The sequence below is a fragment of the Streptomyces aureocirculatus genome (genome assembly GCF_000720475.1).
In the GTDB taxonomy this organism is placed as follows: Bacteria; Actinomycetota; Actinomycetes; order Streptomycetales; family Streptomycetaceae; genus Streptomyces; species Streptomyces aureocirculatus.
Genome location: NZ_JOAP01000063.1, coordinates 18,350 through 35,884 on the forward strand (window position 1 = coordinate 18,350; position 17,535 = coordinate 35,884).

Genomic DNA, 17,535 nt, shown 5'->3' on the forward strand with positions numbered 1-17,535 from the left:
ACCAAGGTGCCACGAAGTCCCCGGGCCACCGGCAGCACCAAGGTGCCACGACACCCCCGGGCCACCGGCAGCGTCGAGAGGTGACGGCGTCCCCGGGCCACCGGCGGCTCACCCGCTCCCTGGCCCGGGCCCTGCCCGTGTCGCCCGCGGTCGTCCTGATGCTCCTCTTCCTCGCGGGGCCGATCGGCTACTGCGCGTACATCGCCTTCACCGACCTCCAGCTCACGGGCCAGGCCCACGAGTCCTTCGTCGGCCTGGAGAACTTCCGCACGGCCTTCGGCGACGAGGACTTCCTGAACGCGGTCTGGCTGACCCTTGTGTTCACGTTCCTGTCGTCGATCGTCGGGCAGAACACGCTGGGCCTCGCCCTCGCGAGCCTGATGCAGCGCGCCTCGAAGCCGGTCCGCACCGTCACCGGGGCCGTCGTGATCACGGCGTGGGTGCTGCCCGAGGTGGTGGCGGGCTTCCTGCTCTACGCCTTCTTCCGCCGCGACGGCACCCTCAACGCGGTCCTGGACCTCCTGCACCTGCCGTCGCAGAACTGGCTGTACACGCTGCCGATCCTCGCGGTGTCCTTCGCGAACATGTGGCGCGGCACGGCCTTCTCGATGCTGGTGTACTCAGCCGCCCTCAACGACATCCCCAAGGAGATCACCGAGGCCGCCGAGGTGGACGGTGCGGGCGGCTGGCGCCGGATGTGGCACATCACGCTCCCGATGATCCGCCGCTCCATCGGCACCAACCTGATGCTCAACACCCTCCAGACCCTCTCCGTCTTCGGTCTGATCTGGGTGATGACACGCGGCGGCCCGGGAAACCGCAGCCAGACCCTCCCCTTGTTCATGTACGAACAGGCCTTCCAGAAGAGCATGATCGGCTACGGCACCGCGGTGGCCCTGCTGCTGCTCGTCGTGGGGTCCCTGTTCTCGCTCGTCTACATGCGTCTGCTGCGCACGGAGGTCTGAGTGTCACGGCGTACGAGAAGCCGCAAACTGGCCGCGGACATCGGCCTCCTGGCGGTCGCGGCGGCCTTCGCGGTGCCGCTGGCGTGGGTGCTCCTCTCGGCGGTCGACCCCAAGGCCGACGTGGGCATGAAGACCCCCGACGGCATCACGTTCGACAACTTCGACGCGGTCCTGACCGACGAGATCACGTTCACGCCGATGTTGAACAGCCTGCTCCTGTGCGGCGGCGGCACCCTCCTCACGGTGGTGAGCGCGGCCCTCGCCGCCTACCCCCTCTCCCGCTACGCCTCCCGCCTCAACCGCCCCTTCATGCTCACCATCCTGTTCGCGACGAGCCTGCCCATCACCGCGATCATGGTGCCGGTGTACGCGCTCTTCGTACGCGTCGACCTCATCGACACCATGCACGGCACGATCTTCTTCTTCGCCGCGTCCCAACTCCCGTTCGCCATCTGGCTGATGAAGAACTTCATGGACGGCGTGCCCAAGGAGCTGGAGGAGGCCGCCTGGACGGACGGCGCGTCGCCCTTCCAGTCCCTGCTGCGCATCGTCCTGCCCCTGATGGGGCCTGGCGTGGCGGTGGTGACCGTCTTCTCCTTCGTGATGATGTGGGGCAACTTCTTCGTCCCGTTCATGCTCCTTCTGTCGCCCGAGCAGATGCCCGCGGCCGTCAGCATCAACGACTTCTTCGGCAGCAAGGGCGCCATCATCTACGGCCAGCTCGCCGCCTTCTCGCTCATCTACTCGACGCCGGTGATCCTGCTGTACGTGCTGATCGCCCGGCGTCTCGGCGGCGGGTTCGCGCTGGGGGGCGCGGTGAAGGGCTGAACCGGACCTCCCCGGCACCGTCGGCGCATGTCACGGGAGAGGGGTGGGCCACCGTCTGCTCGTCGAAGGAACACCTGAGCTCACGGGGGCCCACATGCTCGCCGACACACTGCTGCACACCGCGGACCTGCCCGCGGCCGACCGCTTCGACCGCTGGCGGGACCATCTGTCCCAGACGTACGTCCCCACGGAACTGACCTGTGAGGACACCACCGACTTCACCGCCGCCCAGCGCCTGATCGGCTTCGGCGCCGTTCAGCTCCTCACGGTGGCGCACCCGGCGCTGACACTGCGCCGCACGCCGGAGCTGATCCGGCGCTCCGACCCGGGACTGCTCCATCTGTCGCTGCCGCACAGCGGCACCGTGGACGTGACCTCGCCCCACGGCACGTACCGCCACCGTCCGGGCGACGTCGTCGTCCAGGACACCTCACACCCCGCCCGGATGACGGCGACGCCCGACGCGGGACCCGGGCAGGCCACGGGCACCTGTGTGTTCGTGCCCAAAGAGCTGCTGCCGCTGCCCGCGGGGGACATCACCGAGGCGTTCGCCGGCCGGCGGCTCAGCCACCGCTCCGGCCCCGGCGCCCTGCTCGGCACGTTCCTCGGTCAACTCCTCGCCGACACCGCGTCCTTCTCTCCCTCCGACGCGCCGCGCCTGGAGCGCGTCTTCGTCGACCTCGTCACCGCGCTGCTGTGTCACGCCCTGGACACGGACTCGGCCGTGGCCCGCGACGTCCGGCACCGCACCCTCGTACTGCGCGTCAAGGACCACCTCAGCCGCCATCTGCACGACCCCGGACTGAGCCCCGGCGCCGTCGCGGCCGCCCACCACATCTCGCTCAGCCATCTGCACCGCCTCTTCCGGGGCGAGGAGACCACGGTCGCAGCCTGGATCAGGGCCAGGCGCCTGGAGCGGGTGCGCCGCGACCTCGCCGATCCGGCGCTGGGCGCGCTGCCCATCCACGCGGTCGCCGCGCGCTGGGGCCTGGTGCGCCCCGCCGACTTCAGCCGCGCCTTCCGGGCCGCGTACGGGATGCCCCCCCGGGACTTCCGTGCACGCGCTGCGCAGGAAGCGGCCACCGACAGCTAAGGACACGGCGGCGCCCGCTCGGCAGAGTGGGAGTCGACCGCCCCGGACGAGACGGCCGGGGGGAACGGGACACAACGAGGGGTATCGACTTGCTGCGCAAAAAGAAGAGCTGGGCGCTCATCGCCGGGATCGTCCTCGGGACGAGCACGCTGACGGGTGTGACCACGGCCTCCGCGGACGCGTTCTCCTGCGACAACGGGGAGTTCTGCCTGTGGGAGAACCCCCAGTTCAACCAAGGGGGCTGGAACACCTACGGCTTCGCCCAGTGGAACGGGACCGACAAGAACTACAACAACAACGAGTGGCGCGACAAGAGGGTGCCGCCCCACGACCTCGTCGACATCCTCGACAACGAGGCAAGCTCCGTGCACAACAAGGCGCGTTGCAAGGTCAGGCTCTATCAGCACATCAACCACGGAGGAGCCAGCCTGCTCCTGGCCCGCGGGGAGAAGAAGGGCTCGCTGGGGGACACCCGCGTCGGCGACAACCGCGCCAGCTCGCACAAGTACGAGTGCTGAGACCTCCGCCGTGAGACGACACGTCCTTCCCGTGTCGGCGCGGCGAGGAGCCGCCCTGCTGTGCCTGGCCCTCGCCCTCACCGCATGCGGTTCCGGTGCCGGTGACAGGGACGGGCGCGGCGGGGCGTTCCGGGGAGCGGCAGCGGACCGGGGGCCGCTGCCGCTCGACCGGTACTCCGACGGCCACGACGGCCTCGGCCTCAGGATGAGCCTGGCCGAGGACCGGCTGGTGCGCGCCTGCATGAAGCGGCGCGGTGTGCCGTGGAGCCCACCGCCGGTCGCTCGCGCGGACGCCGACCCGGCACAGGGCCGGTACGGCCTCACCGACGCGGACGACGCCCGCAGATCCGGCTACCGCGTACCCGAGGACCCGGCGCGCGCACGCCGCAACCACTACTTCCTCGACGAACTGACGGCACGGCAGGAGGCGGCTCTGGACGGCGACAGGAACCACCCCGGGTGCCAGGAGCAGGCGATCGCCGTGCTCCAGCGGGGTGTTGACCGGCAGCGGCAGCAACAGCAGAGCCTGCTGGTCTTCAGGCTCGGCGCGCAAGCCATGGAGAACTCCGCGCGGGCGCCCGGCGTACGCGCCGCCGAGAAGGCGTGGAGCGCCTGTATGCGCGAGCGGGGCCACCGCTACCCGAGCCCCGAGGCCGCCGAGCGGAGCACGCGCTGGAACGCCGGTACCGCGGGCGTACGGCGCCACGAACGGGATGTGGCACTCGCGGACGTCACCTGCAAGGAGAAGGTGTCACTGGTACGCGTGTGGGCGCGGGCCGAGGCGGCGGAGCAGCGCCGCCTGATGCAGGGCCACGGCCCGCAGCTCGCCGCGGTCCTCAGGGCGAACGCGGTTCGTCGCGCCAACGCCGAACGCGTCCTTTCCTGACCCCCGGCTCCCGCCCGCCTCGACCTGTGGGCGGGAGCCGGGCCTTCGCGGCGCCGGTCCGGGCTCGGCGCGGGCCCCGGGCGGCACGGGGGCGCACGATGGGGCGCTTCGGTGGATGTGGCTTCCTACTAGCGCAAGCCTCGTGTGAACACACCGTAGTCGCGCCGTCGCCACACCCATACCGTGTGCCCGTGCGACCCAGCCAGCCCACACCCCCCTTCAACTTCCCCGCCGCGCGCCGCCTCCGTGAAGCATTGGGGATGGCGCCTGGCCACGTCGCCTACGGCATGCGGGCGAGCTACGGCCTCTCCCATGTCACCCCGGACACGATCAATTCTTGGGAGCGCGGCCTCGCCACCCCGGACGCCGCCGAACTCACCGCGCTCGCCGCCACGCTGTGGTGCTCGCCCGGCGAACTCATGGGCGCCCCCACGACCCTGCGCGAGCACCGCCTCGCGCGCGGCCTCGCCCCCGAGGACGTGGCGCGCGGCGCGGGCGTGGAGATCCAGGCGTATCTGCACATGGAGGAGACGGACCGGTGGCACGGCACCGACCGCCAGTCCGCGGCCCTCGCGCGCACCCTCGCCCTCTCACTCCCCGACTTCGTCACGGTGACGGGCCGCGCCGACGAACTGGCGGACCTGCTGCGCAGCGCCGTACAGAGCCGCTGGCAGGGCCAGGTACGCCCGGTCAGCAAACTCCTCGCCCTGGAGAAACGCGACCTGGAGGCCCCGCTGCGGCGCCTCCACGAGGAGTACCAGTCCCGGATGGTGCGCACCCTGAGCTGGGGCGGCGGCGCAGGCGCGGACGCCTCGGGCCACGCGGGCCGAGACTTCCTGACCCGCATCCTGGACCACTTCTGGCCCCTGCTGCCGACACGTTGAGCCCGTCCGGCGCTTGAGGACGAGCGCGCAAGCGCGATGCGGTTCAGCCCGTCCGGCACTTGAGGACGAGCCCGCAGGGCGACAACCCCCCACCGCCCCGCACGGGAAATCGCCCAGGAGCCCTAGAAGACCGACTCAGCCTCATCGATACGGTCCTTGGGGACCGTCTTGAGCTCGGTGGTCGCCTCCGCAAGCGGGACCATGACGATGTCCGTACCCCGCAGCGCGGTCATGTTCCCGAAGTCCCCGCGATGCGCGGCCTCCACGGCGTGCCACCCGAACCGGGTGGCAAGCACCCGGTCGTACGCCGTCGGCGTCCCCCCGCGCTGGACATGGCCGAGGATGACCGGCTTGGCCTCCTTGCCGAGACGGCTCTCCAGCTCGTACGCGAGTGCCGTACCGATGCCCTGGAAGCGCTCGTGGCCGAACTGGTCGATGGCGCCCTTGCCGTAGTTCATGGTGCCGTCGGCGGGGTGGGCGCCCTCGGCGACGCAGATGACGGCGAACTTCTTGCCGCGCGCGAACCGCTCCTCGATCAGCTTGACCAGGTCGGCCGGGTCGAAGGGCCGCTCGGGCAGACAGATGCCGTGGGCGCCGCCCGCCATGCCGGACTCCAGGGCGATCCAGCCCGCGTGCCGGCCCATGACCTCGACGACCATGACGCGCTGGTGCGACTCGGCGGTGGTCTTCAGGCGGTCCATCGCCTCGGTGGCGACACCGACGGCGGTGTCGAAGCCGAAGGTGCGGTCGGTGGAGGAGATGTCGTTGTCGATGGTCTTCGGCACGCCGACGACCGGCACACCCGCGTCCGACAGCATCCGCGCCGCGGTGAGTGTGCCCTCGCCGCCGATCGGGATGAGCGCGTCGAAGCCGCTCTTCTCGATGAGGTCCTTGGCGTTGTCGCAGGCGGCGCGGAAGCGGGCGCGCTCAAGGCGGGAGGAGCCGAGGATCGTGCCGCCACGGGCCAGGATGCCGCTGACCGCGTTCAGGTCGAGGGCGCGGTAGCGCCCGTCGAGGAGGCCCGCGTATCCGTCCTCGAAGCCGATGACCTCGTCACCGTGGTGCGTCACGGCGCGGTGCACGACCGACCGGATCACTGCGTTGAGGCCCGGGCAGTCGCCGCCCGCGGTGAGAATTCCGATACGCATCGCGCTGTGTCTCCTGCTCGCTGCTGATACTTGTGAGCCGATCCGATTGTTCCACGGCCCCGAGAGGGCCGCCGCCTCTTGTCCGGCGGGCGGCTTATCCAGCCACGGAGGTATTGTCAAGAGGGCACGGCCAACAATATCGGGTGTTTTTCCGGCTCCGTCGGGACAGACGCCGAGGACAGACGAGACCAGCGAAGAAACGGAGAGCACGCGTGACGCGCAGCGTGTACGTGACCGGGATCGACCGGGGCGACGGCCGACAGGTCGTCGAGCTGGGAGTCATGGAGCTCCTGACCCGCCAGGTGGACCGCGTGGGCGTGTTCCGGCCCCTGGTCCACGACGGACCCGACCGTCTCTTCGAACTGCTGCGCGCCAGGTACCGGCTCTCGCAGGACCCGGCGACCGTGTACGGCATGGACTACCACGAGGCGTCCACGCTCCAGGCCGAGCAGGGCACCGACGAGCTGGTGTCCCGGCTCGTCGACCGTTTCCACGCCGTCGGGCGCGCGTACGACGTGGTCCTTGTACTCGGCACCGACTTCGCCGCCACCCAGCTCCCGGACGAGCTGTCGCTGAACGCGCGGCTCGCGAACGAGTTCGGCGCCTCGGTCCTGCCCGTGGTCGGCGGCAAGAACCAGCCGACCGACTCGGTGCGCGCCGAGACCCGCAACGCCTACCGCGCGTACGAGTCCCTGGGCTGCGACGTCCTCGCGGTGGTGACCAACCGGGTGGCGCCCGCCGACCGTGACGCGATACAGGAGAGCCTGGCGGCCGACCTGCCCGTGCCCTGCTACGTCCTGCCGGACGAGGCCGCCCTGTCGGCGCCGACCGTCGCCCAGATCACCCACGCCCTCGGCGGCAGGGTGCTCCTCGGCGACGACTCGGGCCTGGCACGTGACGCCCTGGACTTCGTCTTCGGCGGCGCCATGCTGCCGAACTTCCTGAACGCCCTGACCCCCGGCTGCCTGGTCGTGACCCCCGGGGACCGCGCCGACCTGGTGGTGGGCGCCCTGGCCGCGCACAGCGCGGGGACGCCGCCCATCGCGGGCGTCCTGCTGACCCTGAACGAGCAGCCGGGCCCGGAGATCCTGCGCCTCGCGGACCGGCTCGCGCCCGGCACGCCGGTCGTCGCGGTGGCCGGCGGCTCCTTCCCGACGGCGGCCGAGCTGTTCGCCCTGGAGGGCAAGCTGAACGCGGCGACGCCCCGCAAGGCGGAGACCGCGCTCGGCCTCTTCGAGCGGTACACCGACACCGCGGACCTGCTCGGGCGCCTCTCGGTCCTCGCCAGCGACCGGCTCACGCCGATGATGTTCGAGCACAAGCTCCTGGAGCGGGCCCGCGCCGACCGGCGCCGCGTCGTGCTGCCCGAGGGCACCGAGGAGCGCGTGCTGCGCGCCGCCGATGTGCTGCTGCGCCGCGGGGTGTGCGACCTGACGCTGCTCGGCCCGGCGGAGGCCATCCGCAAGAAGGCCGCCGACCTCGGCATCGACCTGAAGGACGCCCAGCTCACCGACCCGGTGACGTCGGAGCTCCGGCAGGGCTTCGCCGAGGAGTACGCGCGCCTGCGCGCCCACAAGGGCGTGACGGTGGAGCTCGCGCACGACGTGGTGGCGGACGTGAACTACTTCGGCACGCTGATGGTGCAGCGCGGCCTGGCCGACGGCATGGTGTCGGGCTCCGTGCACTCCACGGCGGCGACGATCCGCCCGGCCTTCGAGATCATCAAGACCAAGCCGGACGCGTCGATCGTGTCGTCCGTCTTCTTCATGTGCCTGGCCGACAAGGTCCTCGTGTACGGCGACTGCGCGGTCAACCCCGACCCGAACGCCGAGCAGCTCGCGGACATCGCCGTCCAGTCGGCGGCCACGGCGGCGCAGTTCGGCGTCGAGCCGCGGATCGCGATGCTGTCGTACTCCACCGGCACCTCGGGCTCCGGCGCGGACGTCGACAAGGTCCGCGAGGCCACCGAGCTGGTGCGGTCGCGGCACGCGGACCTGAAGATCGAGGGCCCGATCCAGTACGACGCGGCCGTCGAGCCGTCCGTCGCGGCCACCAAGCTGCCGGGCTCCGACGTCGCGGGCCAGGCCAGCGTGCTGATCTTCCCCGACCTGAACACCGGCAACAACACGTACAAGGCCGTGCAGCGCTCGGCGGGCGCGATCGCCGTCGGCCCGGTGCTCCAGGGCCTGCGCAAGCCTGTGAACGACCTGTCCCGCGGGGCACTCGTCCAGGACATCGTGAACACGGTCGCCATCACGGCGATCCAGGCCCAGACCCCCGCCCAGTCCCCGAACGAGAAGGCAACCCCCCAGTGAGCTCGACCCGTGTCCTCGTCCTCAACTCCGGCTCGTCGTCGGTGAAGTACCAGTTGCTCGACATGCGTGACAGCAGCCGCCTCGCGACGGGCCTCGTCGAGCGCATCGGTGAGGAGACCTCCCGGCTCAAGCACACCCCGCTGACGGGCGGCGCCGAGCGCGAGCGCACCGGCCCGATCGCCGACCACGAGGCCGCGCTGAAGGCCGTGGCCAAGGAACTGGCCGCCGACGGGCTCGGCCTGGACTCCCCCGAGCTGGCCGCGATCGGCCACCGGGTCGTGCACGGCGGCCTGAAGTTCACCGAGCCCACGGTCATCGACGACGCGGTGCTCGCCGAGATCGAGCGCCTGGTGCCGGTGGCCCCGCTGCACAACCCCGCCAACATCACCGGCATCCGTACGGCGCGGGCACTGCGGCCCGACCTGCCGCAGGTCGCCGTCTTCGACACCGCCTTCCACACGACGATGCCGGAGTCGGCCGCCCGCTACGCGATCGACGTGGCCACCGCCGACGAGCACCGCGTGCGCCGGTACGGCTTCCACGGGACCTCACACGCGTACGTGTCGCGGGCGACCGCGAAGCTGCTCGGCAAGGCCCCCGAGGACGTGAACGTGATCGTGCTGCACCTCGGCAACGGGGCCTCCGCCTCCGCCGTGCGGGGCGGCCGCTGCGTGGACACCTCCATGGGCCTGACGCCTTTGGAGGGGCTCGTGATGGGTACGCGCTCAGGAGACCTGGACCCGGCGGTCATTTTCCATTTGGCACGCGTCGGCGGTCTGTCCATCGACGAGATCGACACTCTTCTCAACAAGAAGAGCGGTCTGATCGGTCTGTGCGGCGACAACGACATGCGGGAGATCCGGCGCCGGATCGACGAAGGCGACGAACAGGCACGACTGGCCTTCGACATCTACATCCACCGCCTGAAGAAGTACATCGGCGGTTACTACGCGGTACTCGGCCGCGTGGACGCCATCGCCTTCACGGCGGGGGTCGGCGAGAACGCGGCGCCCGTGCGCGAGGCCGCCGTGGCGGGCCTGGAGGAGCTGGGCCTCGCGGTGGACGGCGACCTCAACTGCGTTCGCAGCGACGAGCCGCGGCTGATCTCGCCGGAGTACGCGCGCGTCAAGGTCGCCGTTGTGCCGACCGACGAAGAACTGGAAATCGCGACGCAGACTTATGCACTGGCCGGAAAGAGCAACTGAGCACCGGCTCGCCCATTTGTGGATTCCACCAGACGGAATATTCCGTAGCGAAACAAACCGATAGGATCGCCCCATGCGCCGTTCCAAAATCGTCTGCACGCTGGGCCCCGCCGTCGACACCGAAGAGCAGCTCGTCTCGCTGATCGAGGCCGGCATGAACGTGGCCCGCTTCAACTTCAGCCACGGCACGCACGCCGAGCACCAGGGCCGGTACGACCGGGTCCGTGCCGCGGCCGAGCGGACGGGCCGCGCGATCGGCGTCCTCGCCGACCTGCAGGGCCCCAAGATCCGCCTGGAGACCTTCGCCGAGGGCCCCGTCGAGCTGGTGCGCGGTGACGAGTTCGTCATCACCACCGAGGACGTGCCCGGCGACAAGTCGATCTGCGGCACCACCTACAAGGGCCTGCCCGGTGATGTGAGCAAGGGCGACCCGGTCCTGATCAACGACGGCAACGTCGAGCTGAAGGTGACGGGCATCGAGGGCCCGCGCGTGCGGACGATCGTCATCGAGGGCGGCGTCATCTCGGACCACAAGGGCATCAACCTGCCCGGCGCGGCCGTGAACGTCCCCGCCCTGTCCGAGAAGGACATCGAGGACCTGCGCTTCGCCCTGAAGATGGGCTGCGACCTGGTGGCCCTCTCCTTCGTGCGGGACGCGAACGACGTCAAGGACGTCCACAAGATCATGGACGAGGAGGGCCGCCGGGTCCCCGTCATCGCCAAGGTGGAGAAGCCGCAGGCGGTGGCGAACATGGAGGCCGTCGTCGCGGCCTTCGACGGCGTGATGGTCGCCCGCGGCGACCTGGCCGTCGAATACCCCCTCGAAAAGGTCCCGATGGTGCAGAAGCGCCTCGTGGAGATGTGCCGCCGCAACGCCAAGCCGGTGATCGTCGCGACCCAGATGATGGAGTCGATGATCACCAACTCCCGCCCCACGCGCGCCGAGGCGTCCGACGTCGCCAACGCGATCCTGGACGGCGCGGACGCGGTGATGCTGTCGGCCGAGTCCAGCGTGGGCGCGTACCCGATCGAGACCGTCAAGACGATGTCGAAGATCGTCACCGCGGCCGAGGAGGAGCTGCTCTCCAAGGGCCTCCAGCCCCTGGTCCCCGGCAAGAAGCCGCGCACGCAGGGCGGTTCGGTGGCCCGCGCCGCCGCCGAGATCGCCGACTTCCTCGACGGCAAGGCCCTGGTCGCCTTCACCAAGTCCGGCGACACGGCCCGCCGCCTGTCCCGCTACCGCGCGGCCCAGCCGATCCTCGCCTTCACCACGGACGCGAGCACCCGCAACCAGCTCGCCCTGAGCTGGGGCGTGGAGACCTACGTCGTCCCGCACGTGGACAACACCGACGCCATGGTCGAACTGGTCGACGCCGAGGTCCTCAAGCTCCAGCGCTACAACGAGGGCGACACCATGATCATCACCGCGGGCTCGCCCCCCGGCATCCCCGGTACGACGAACATGGTCCGGGTGCACCACCTGGGCGGCGGCGAACGCGACTGACGCAGCCTGACACCCGCCGAGGGCGCCCCCTGTTGATCCAGGGGGCGCCCTCAGTGCTGTACGGGTCAGTCGGTGATCGACTGGTGGAGGCCGGGGATGGTGAGGTCGCCGCCGAACTGGCCCGCCTGCTGGACCTTCACGTTCGTGAAATAGATCAGCGGCAGGTTCAGCGGTGGCGGGTGCTCCGGGTCGAAGGTGATCGGGATCAGGCCGAAGAGGTTGCCGGAGATCCGCTCCGTGTACATCGTCGTGTCGCCGTTGCGGATCGTGGACATCGAGCCCTTGGCGGCCTCGACGTGGTACTTCTTGCCACCCGGTCCATCGACGATCTGGTGCAGGTCACCGATGTCCGTACCGCCGCTGATGATGTACTTCAGCGCCTGCTTGGTCCGGCCGTCGGGCATCTTCAGGTTCACGACGCCCTTGTAGTCCGCGCCCTTCAGGAGCAGCGAACTGGCCTCCAGGTGCCACGGCTGGTTCGGGATCGGCGCGGGTGACTGTTCGTCGTCCCCGTCGACCTTCTTCTCCACCACGCACGGGAACGGCTTCTTGCCGTCCTCGTCCGGTGCCATGGGGTCCTTGGCGTCCTCGGAGTTCTCGGAGTCCTCGGCGTCGGAGTCGGAGTCGGAGCCGGGGTCGGCCTCGTCCTTGGCCTTCTCCGCTGCCTTCTCGGCCTTCTCGGCCTTCTCGGCGGCTTCCTCCGCCTTGTCGACGGCCTTGTCCGTGGCGTCCTTCAGGCCGTCCTTCAGGCCGTCCTTCACCTTGCCGAGGGTGTCGTCGACGGGCTTGGTGACCTTGTCTGTGACCTTGCCCTTGGAGTTGTCGGAGTCGTCGGAGTCCTGGGCGTTCGTGGAGTCCTTGGAGTTGTCGGCCTCGTCGTCGGTGTCGGCCTGCGACTTCGGCGCCCCGGGGCGGGCCGACTCCTTCTCGTCCGGCGTGAGGACGTCCTTGATGGCGTCGCCGACGCCCAGCGGGTCCAGGGGGTTCCTGGTCCCGGCGGGGGCGGGCTCCTTGGCCGAGTCCTCGTCCGAGTCCTTGTCCTCGGCGGCCTCGTCGGCCTCGTCGGCCTTGCCGTCCTTGGCGTCCTCGGCGTTCTCGTGCTTGCCGGAGTCGCCGTACGTACCGCCGGACGGCTTGGAGCGGGGCCCGCCCTCGTCCTTGGAGCCCTCGGAGGTCTCGGAACGCTCGGAAGCCTTCGAGTCGTCGGAATCTTCGGAATCTTCGGAGTCTTCGGCGCGGTCGGCCTTCTTCTTGGCCTCGTCCGCCTTCTTGCGCGCGGCCTCCGCCTTCTCCTCGGCCTTCTTCGCGGCCTTTTCCTTGGCGTCCCGCTCGGCATCTTCCGTGGCCTTGGACTGCTCGTCGGGCGCGGTCACGCACGGGCCGTCCCGGAAGGGGTTCTTGGGGATGCCCGGCTTGGCCTGCGCGAGCTGCGGCGTCAGGCCCATGCCCATCAGCACGGCGGTCGGCATCGCCGCGAGCGCGATGGCCTTGCCCGCGGGCATCTGCAGCCGGGTCAGCAGCGGCTTCTTCGGGGCCGCGTGGCGCGGCCCCGTTCTCGCGCGGGACCTGGCCGCATCAGTCCCGCGGTGCACCTCGTCAGCCGGCACGGTGCCTCCCGTTCGTCCCGTTCGTCGGGCTCGATCCTGACAAGTCATCGGTTGCACCGCCCGCCACCGGCACGGTCCCGTTCGCGGCCCCCGCGGCCGCGGACTCGGGAGCCCCGTCGTGGTCTCCGGCGTCCGGAGCCTTCGCGCGCCGCTTCGACCGCTTCTCCAGCCTCGTCGGCATCCAGGAGACGCCGAGCGCGCCGCCGATGAGGGCGAGCAGGAAGCCCATGACGAAGCCGCCGAAGTTGGACACCACGAGGGAGACCAGGGCGAGCAGGATCGCCGCGACGCCCGCGAACACGCGGGACTGCGGCTGGAACCACATGGTCAGGCCGAGCACGACCAGCAGCACACCGATGATCAGCGATCCGGCGCCGGCGGTGGTCGCCATCCGGATGGTCATCGTGCCCAGTGTGAGGTTCGCGTACGGGAAGTACATGATCGGGATGCCGCCGAGCAGAGTCAGCAGGCCTCCCCAGAACGGGCGCTGACCGCGCCACCCTCGGAACGATCGGCGCATCCGGCCAAGCCTGTTGCCAAGGCCCACTTGCGCTTCGGCGCTCATGTCGTACAGCTCCTCGGGTATGGCGTTTGGTTCTGTGTATGCGGATTCGGGCACGGGGACGACTGGTTCACGATGTACAGGTGTGAAGACGTACAGATGTAAAGGCGCCCCCGCGCCCGGCCGTTCGGCACAACAAGTGCGGCTCAGGACAGCAATGGCCGCTGGCACGGCCTCAACGACGGCCTCGATCGAAGACGAAACGAAGCAGTTGAGTTCGCATCGGTGTGACCGGGGCCGCTACTGCCTCAGTAGCACTCGTGCTTGCCCTTCTTGACCGCCATGTGCAGGCCGGAGAGCTTGAAGGTGCCCGCGCTCGTCGCCCAGGCGCGCTGCTTGACGTCGGTGAAGCGCACCTTGTCGGCCTGCTGGGCGAACGAGTCCGGGACGTACTGCTTGCCCGGCTTGTCCTGCGGGTTCGGGCCGGGCCCCTTCGTCGTACGGTCCACCGAGACACCGATGTCGATGTTGGTGAACGTCGCGTTGGCCCTCAGGTCGTCGGCGTCGATGAAGAGCTTCTTCGCGTAGACACGCGGGGAGCCCTTGCCACCGGCCGTCAGCTTCATCGACACATCGCCGAAGACCGGGACCGGGACGACCACGGACTGGCACAAGTTGGTGATGTGGGCCGAGTCCATGCCGACGACGGTGACCGGGTGCTTACCCGACTTGCCTTCATCCATCGCCCCGTACTGGACGAATCCCTTGCCGTCGAGTTGCTTTGCGGTCACCTTGAACTGTTGACCTGAAACACTGAACGATGCCGCGAGCGCGCCCTGCGCGAGGGCCACGCCTATCGCGGCAGTCGCCGCGACGCTCGGCACCATGACCACGGCGAACCGCTTCCATCTGGTTCCGCCACGAGCCACGGACTCCATGACTTTCCTCCTTCTCGGACGTACATCTCCGGCCCTGGCCGCTCCCTCAAGGGCTGTTCAGCCGGGCGGGGATGGGAGAAGTGCTACGTCCTCGGTAAGGAGAGCGCCCGTGCGGAAGGACGCACTGTGCGCCTCGATCACCGGCGATCACCCCCGAGCGACAACCACTGGTCGCGCCTGACGCATCACGCACAACCTTGCTGGACAGGCCCTGCCGGGAGCGGCAGAGACCCCCCTGTCCCAGACCGGCGACGGTGCCGCCGGCCTGCTCGGTGGGGACCCAGAAGTTCCGTCTCCCGAATGGCTGTCGGGCTGCGGGCAATGGACCGAGCGTGGCCGATCGTGGTGCATTCTCGGCGCCCGCACAAGGGGGTTCATTACTCGCTGGTAACGGGTGGATAACCGGCCGACGACCGCCCGGCATCGATCAGCAACAGACGGTGTCTTCAACAGTCGGACAAGATCGGGCGATTGATGTGCAGAGTCGGACAGATCGGCACTCTGCTCTTACTCCAAGTAACAGTGGCCACGTTTGCCAAGTTTTGGCAAAACGCGGCCACTGTGATGCTGCTTGGGCAAGCTGTTCACTTATGCCTCAGGGGTGCGGGGTACGAGAGCGCGCGACCCCGCAGAAAACCTCAGAAAAGCACCCTCGCGAGCGCCGTGCGCGCCGCGGCCACGCGCGGGTCGTCCGCGCCCACCACCTCGAAGAGTTCGAGGAGGCGCAGCCGGGCGGCGTCCCGGTCGTCGCCGACGGTGCGCCGGACCGTCTCGACGAGCCGCCCGAAGGCGTCCTCGACGTGGCCGCCGACCAGGTCGAGGTCGGCCGCCGCGATCTGGGCGCCGACGTCACCGGGCTTCTCGGCGGCGTCCTTGCGGACGGCGGCCGGGTCAAGACCCTGCACCCGCTGAAGCAGTTCGGCCTGGGAGAGGCCGAGCTTGGCCTCGGTGTTGCCGGGGTCGTCGCTCAGTACGTTCTTGTACGCCTGGACCGCGCCGGCCAAGTCGCCCGCGTCGAGGGCCTGGACGGCCGCTTCGAGGAGGGCGTCGTACGGCCCGGCGGGGGCGGCGGTCTCGGCGGCGGGGCCGCTGTCCGCCGCGTCGGCGGCGTTCGGGTCGACGGTGAGGCCGGTGAGGCCGAAGCGCTCCTCGCCGACCTGGATGAGCTGGTCAAGGGTCCCGCGGATCTGCGCCTCGGGGGCCGCGCCCTGGAAGAGCGGCAGGGCCTGGCCCGCGACCACCGCGAAGACGGCCGGGATGCCCTGCACCCCGAACTGCTGCATCAGCATCTGGTTCGCGTCGACGTCGATCTTCGCGAGGACGAAACGGCCGTTGTACTCCCGCGTCAGGCGCTCAAGGAGCGGGCTGAGCTGCTTGCACGGCTCGCACCACTCGGCCCAGAAGTCGATGACGACGGGCACTTCGGTGGAGCGCTGCAGGACATCCCGCTCGAATCCCGCCTCGTCTACGTCGATGACGAGGCTCGCGGGCGACACTCCGGCACCGGCCGCGCCGCCGCCCTGCCTGGCCGCTTCGGCGCGGGCTTGTTCCGCCTTCGCCTTCGCCTCCTGGGCCGCCTTCACCGCGGCGAGGTCGACGACTCCGCTCATGGACATGTTCCGTGGCTGCATGAGTACATCCTCCCCCAAGCCGCGCGGGAACCGTGCCCGTCCGCACCTCCCGCCGGATTGCGGGGCTGCCGGACGGAGCCGGTTCGCTCGATGTCCTTCGTTCGATGTCCTGCGAGGCGCGGGGTCCCCACCCCGCACTGTGGTTGCCGCTGGGGCGTCGGCGCTGGGCGCCCACGCTGTCGCACGCGGCTTTCGCTACGGCTCGTAGCGTAACTGGGAGGGTGCGGGGCGGGTCGTGGACGGGGACGTGATCTGCCTCACTCGGTGCTGGTCAGGGCCGCCGTACTGGCCGGTATGGTCGCGGGATGCAGAGCCGCAGCACACCGTCGACGCGCGCCGGGGGGCGCCCGCGCAGCACCGAGGCGGACACCGCCATCCTCGAGGCGACCAGGCAGGCCCTGGTCGACCTCGGCTGGACCAAGCTCACCCTGGGCGACGTGGCCACCCGGGCGGGGGTCGCCAAGACGACGCTGTACCGGCGCTGGGCGGGCAAGAGCGAACTCGTCGTGGACGCGGTCGCCGAGCTCTTCGACGAGTTGGAGCTGCCGGACAGCGGCAGCCTGGCCACCGACATCGAGGGTGTGGTGCTCCAGTTCGCGGCGCTGCTCGGGCGGCCCGAGACGAAGACGGCGCTGATGGCGGTGGTCGCGGAGTCCACGACGGACGAGCCGCTGCGGGAACGTATCCGCGCGTCCATCGTCGACCGCCAGAAGCGGCTCGTCCTGGCCGGGCGGGCTCGCGCCCAGGACCGCGGCGAACTTCCCGCCGAGCCGGACACCGCGGCCGCGGCCCGTACCGCCGATCTCATCTTCGATGTGATCGCCGGTGCTGTCGTCCATCGTGCTCTGGTCAGTGCGGAGCCTGTGGACGCGGAGTGGGCGGAGCAGTTCACGTCGCTGGTGCTGGGGGGGCTCGCAGCGGTCTCTGGCCGGGGGCCCGTGGCGGATGCTTCCCACCCGCCCACCCGTAACCCCCACCGGGACGGTGAACGCCCCCCGCGGGGGTTGCCCGGCGTCGGCGGCCTCCCCGTAGCTCCTGCTCGGCGGGCGCTGCCGCTTCCCCGAGCGGGAGGCAGCGGGAACAACCGCCCGCAGCAGCGGCGGAACAGGACACGACCGGGCGAGGACCGTTCGCGGCGACAGCGCCACCTCAGCCCACGCCCAGGCAAACCGCCAACGGCGAGCCCCCCCCCCCCCCCCCCCCCCCCCCCCCCGCCCGCCCCCGGCACAGGACACGACCAGCAAGCCGCCAACGACGAGCAACCCCCACAAGGAGCACCCACCCCCAGCCAGGCAGCCACGGGCGGGCGGGTGAGGAACCATCCGTCGCGACACCGGCGGCACAGGACACGACCGGCAAGCCGCCAACGACGAGCAACCCCCGCAGGGAGCGCCCACCCTCCGGGTAGGCGGCTACGGGTGGGCGGGTGGGGAGCATCCGTCGCGGTAGCGGCGGGGCTGGAGGCGAGGGGAAGTCGCCAACGGTGGGCGACCCCCGCAGGGGAGGTGAGC

14 protein-coding genes and 1 pseudogene are annotated in these 17,535 nt (G+C 70.2%); 10 read left to right on the top strand and 5 right to left on the bottom strand.

Annotated features, from left to right (window positions below; translation table 11 throughout):
* Positions 1 to 158: 158 nt before the first annotated feature.
* From IG78_RS0136765 to IG78_RS0136790, 6 genes are all read left to right on the top strand, one after another.
* Positions 159 to 965, top strand: coding sequence for a carbohydrate ABC transporter permease (locus IG78_RS0136765; protein ID WP_051853323.1), 807 nt, complete (start codon positions 159 to 161; stop codon positions 963 to 965).
* On the top strand, positions 966 to 1,793 hold the full coding sequence (locus tag IG78_RS0136770) for a carbohydrate ABC transporter permease (protein WP_030572537.1): 828 nt from the start codon (positions 966 to 968) through the stop codon (positions 1,791 to 1,793).
* 94 nt (positions 1,794 to 1,887) lie between these two features.
* Positions 1,888 to 2,886, top strand: a complete 999-nt coding sequence (locus IG78_RS0136775) for an AraC-like ligand-binding domain-containing protein (RefSeq protein ID WP_030572539.1) — start codon at positions 1,888 to 1,890, stop codon at positions 2,884 to 2,886.
* 89 nt (positions 2,887 to 2,975) lie between these two features.
* Positions 2,976 to 3,404: a peptidase inhibitor family I36 protein gene (locus tag IG78_RS0136780; protein ID WP_030572541.1), complete on the top strand. Its 429-nt coding sequence runs from the start codon at positions 2,976 to 2,978 to the stop codon at positions 3,402 to 3,404.
* A 10-nt stretch (positions 3,405 to 3,414) separates the two neighbouring features.
* A complete protein-coding gene (locus IG78_RS44540) occupies positions 3,415 to 4,290 on the top strand; it encodes a hypothetical protein (protein WP_157856000.1) in 876 nt (291 codons plus the stop codon).
* 191 nt (positions 4,291 to 4,481) lie between these two features.
* Entirely contained in the window at positions 4,482 to 5,174 is a 693-nt protein-coding gene (locus IG78_RS0136790) for a helix-turn-helix domain-containing protein (protein ID WP_225882373.1), read from the top strand.
* Between the two features lie 122 nt (positions 5,175 to 5,296).
* Here the strand turns inward: IG78_RS0136790 and IG78_RS0136795 are convergent, their stop codons facing one another.
* Positions 5,297 to 6,322 (bottom strand): 6-phosphofructokinase, encoded by a 1,026-nt coding sequence (locus IG78_RS0136795; protein ID WP_030572548.1) that lies wholly within the window; start codon positions 6,320 to 6,322, stop codon positions 5,297 to 5,299.
* 212 nt (positions 6,323 to 6,534) lie between these two features.
* Between IG78_RS0136795 and pta the strand changes: the two genes are divergently transcribed.
* The 3 genes from pta to pyk all read left to right on the top strand — a co-directional run bounded on the left by pta (position 6,535) and on the right by pyk (position 11,346).
* Positions 6,535 to 8,637, top strand: coding sequence for a phosphate acetyltransferase (gene pta / locus IG78_RS0136800; protein WP_030572551.1), 2,103 nt, complete (start codon positions 6,535 to 6,537; stop codon positions 8,635 to 8,637).
* Entirely contained in the window at positions 8,634 to 9,842 is a 1,209-nt protein-coding gene (locus IG78_RS0136805; RefSeq protein ID WP_030572554.1) for an acetate kinase, read from the top strand. The genes pta and IG78_RS0136805 overlap by 4 nt, the downstream gene beginning before the upstream one ends.
* Positions 9,843 to 9,915: 73 nt before the next feature.
* The gene (gene pyk, locus IG78_RS0136810; protein WP_030572557.1) at positions 9,916 to 11,346 is read left to right on the top strand and encodes a pyruvate kinase; all 1,431 of its coding nucleotides are present in this window, start codon (positions 9,916 to 9,918) and stop codon (positions 11,344 to 11,346) included.
* Positions 11,347 to 11,411: 65 nt separating this feature from the next.
* On the opposite strand, the gene IG78_RS0136815 is transcribed toward pyk, so the two are convergent.
* The 4 genes from IG78_RS0136815 to IG78_RS0136830 form a co-directional block, all read right to left on the bottom strand.
* Complete coding sequence (locus IG78_RS0136815) at positions 11,412 to 12,953, bottom strand: alanine-zipper protein (RefSeq protein ID WP_030572559.1); 1,542 nt, start codon at positions 12,951 to 12,953, stop codon at positions 11,412 to 11,414.
* Positions 12,943 to 13,518, bottom strand: a complete 576-nt coding sequence (locus tag IG78_RS0136820; RefSeq protein WP_030572562.1) for a DUF6114 domain-containing protein — start codon at positions 13,516 to 13,518, stop codon at positions 12,943 to 12,945. The genes IG78_RS0136815 and IG78_RS0136820 overlap by 11 nt, the downstream gene beginning before the upstream one ends.
* A gap of 245 nt (positions 13,519 to 13,763) precedes the next feature.
* The gene (locus IG78_RS0136825; RefSeq protein WP_030572565.1) at positions 13,764 to 14,393 is read right to left on the bottom strand and encodes a DUF6230 family protein; all 630 of its coding nucleotides are present in this window, start codon (positions 14,391 to 14,393) and stop codon (positions 13,764 to 13,766) included.
* A 638-nt stretch (positions 14,394 to 15,031) separates the two neighbouring features.
* Positions 15,032 to 16,024 (bottom strand): tetratricopeptide repeat protein, encoded by a 993-nt coding sequence (locus IG78_RS0136830; RefSeq protein WP_031129732.1) that lies wholly within the window; start codon positions 16,022 to 16,024, stop codon positions 15,032 to 15,034.
* Positions 16,025 to 16,329: 305 nt separating this feature from the next.
* Between IG78_RS0136830 and IG78_RS46845 the strand changes: the two are divergent.
* Positions 16,330 to 16,950: pseudogene (locus IG78_RS46845) on the top strand (TetR/AcrR family transcriptional regulator); the annotation flags it as partial.
* Positions 16,951 to 17,535 lie beyond the last annotated feature (585 nt).

Coding starts and splice junctions, on each gene's coding strand:
- pyk (WP_030572557.1), top strand. CDS start 9,916: ATGCGCCGTTCCAAAATCGTCTGCACGCTGGGCCCCGCCGTCGACACC.
- IG78_RS0136820 (WP_030572562.1), bottom strand. CDS start 13,518: ATGAGCGCCGAAGCGCAAGTGGGCCTTGGCAACAGGCTTGGCCGGATG.
- IG78_RS0136775 (WP_030572539.1), top strand. CDS start 1,888: ATGCTCGCCGACACACTGCTGCACACCGCGGACCTGCCCGCGGCCGAC.
- IG78_RS0136795 (WP_030572548.1), bottom strand. CDS start 6,322: ATGCGTATCGGAATTCTCACCGCGGGCGGCGACTGCCCGGGCCTCAAC.
- IG78_RS0136825 (WP_030572565.1), bottom strand. CDS start 14,393: ATGGAGTCCGTGGCTCGTGGCGGAACCAGATGGAAGCGGTTCGCCGTG.
- IG78_RS0136765 (WP_051853323.1), top strand. CDS start 159: ATGCTCCTCTTCCTCGCGGGGCCGATCGGCTACTGCGCGTACATCGCC.
- IG78_RS0136830 (WP_031129732.1), bottom strand. CDS start 16,024: ATGCAGCCACGGAACATGTCCATGAGCGGAGTCGTCGACCTCGCCGCG.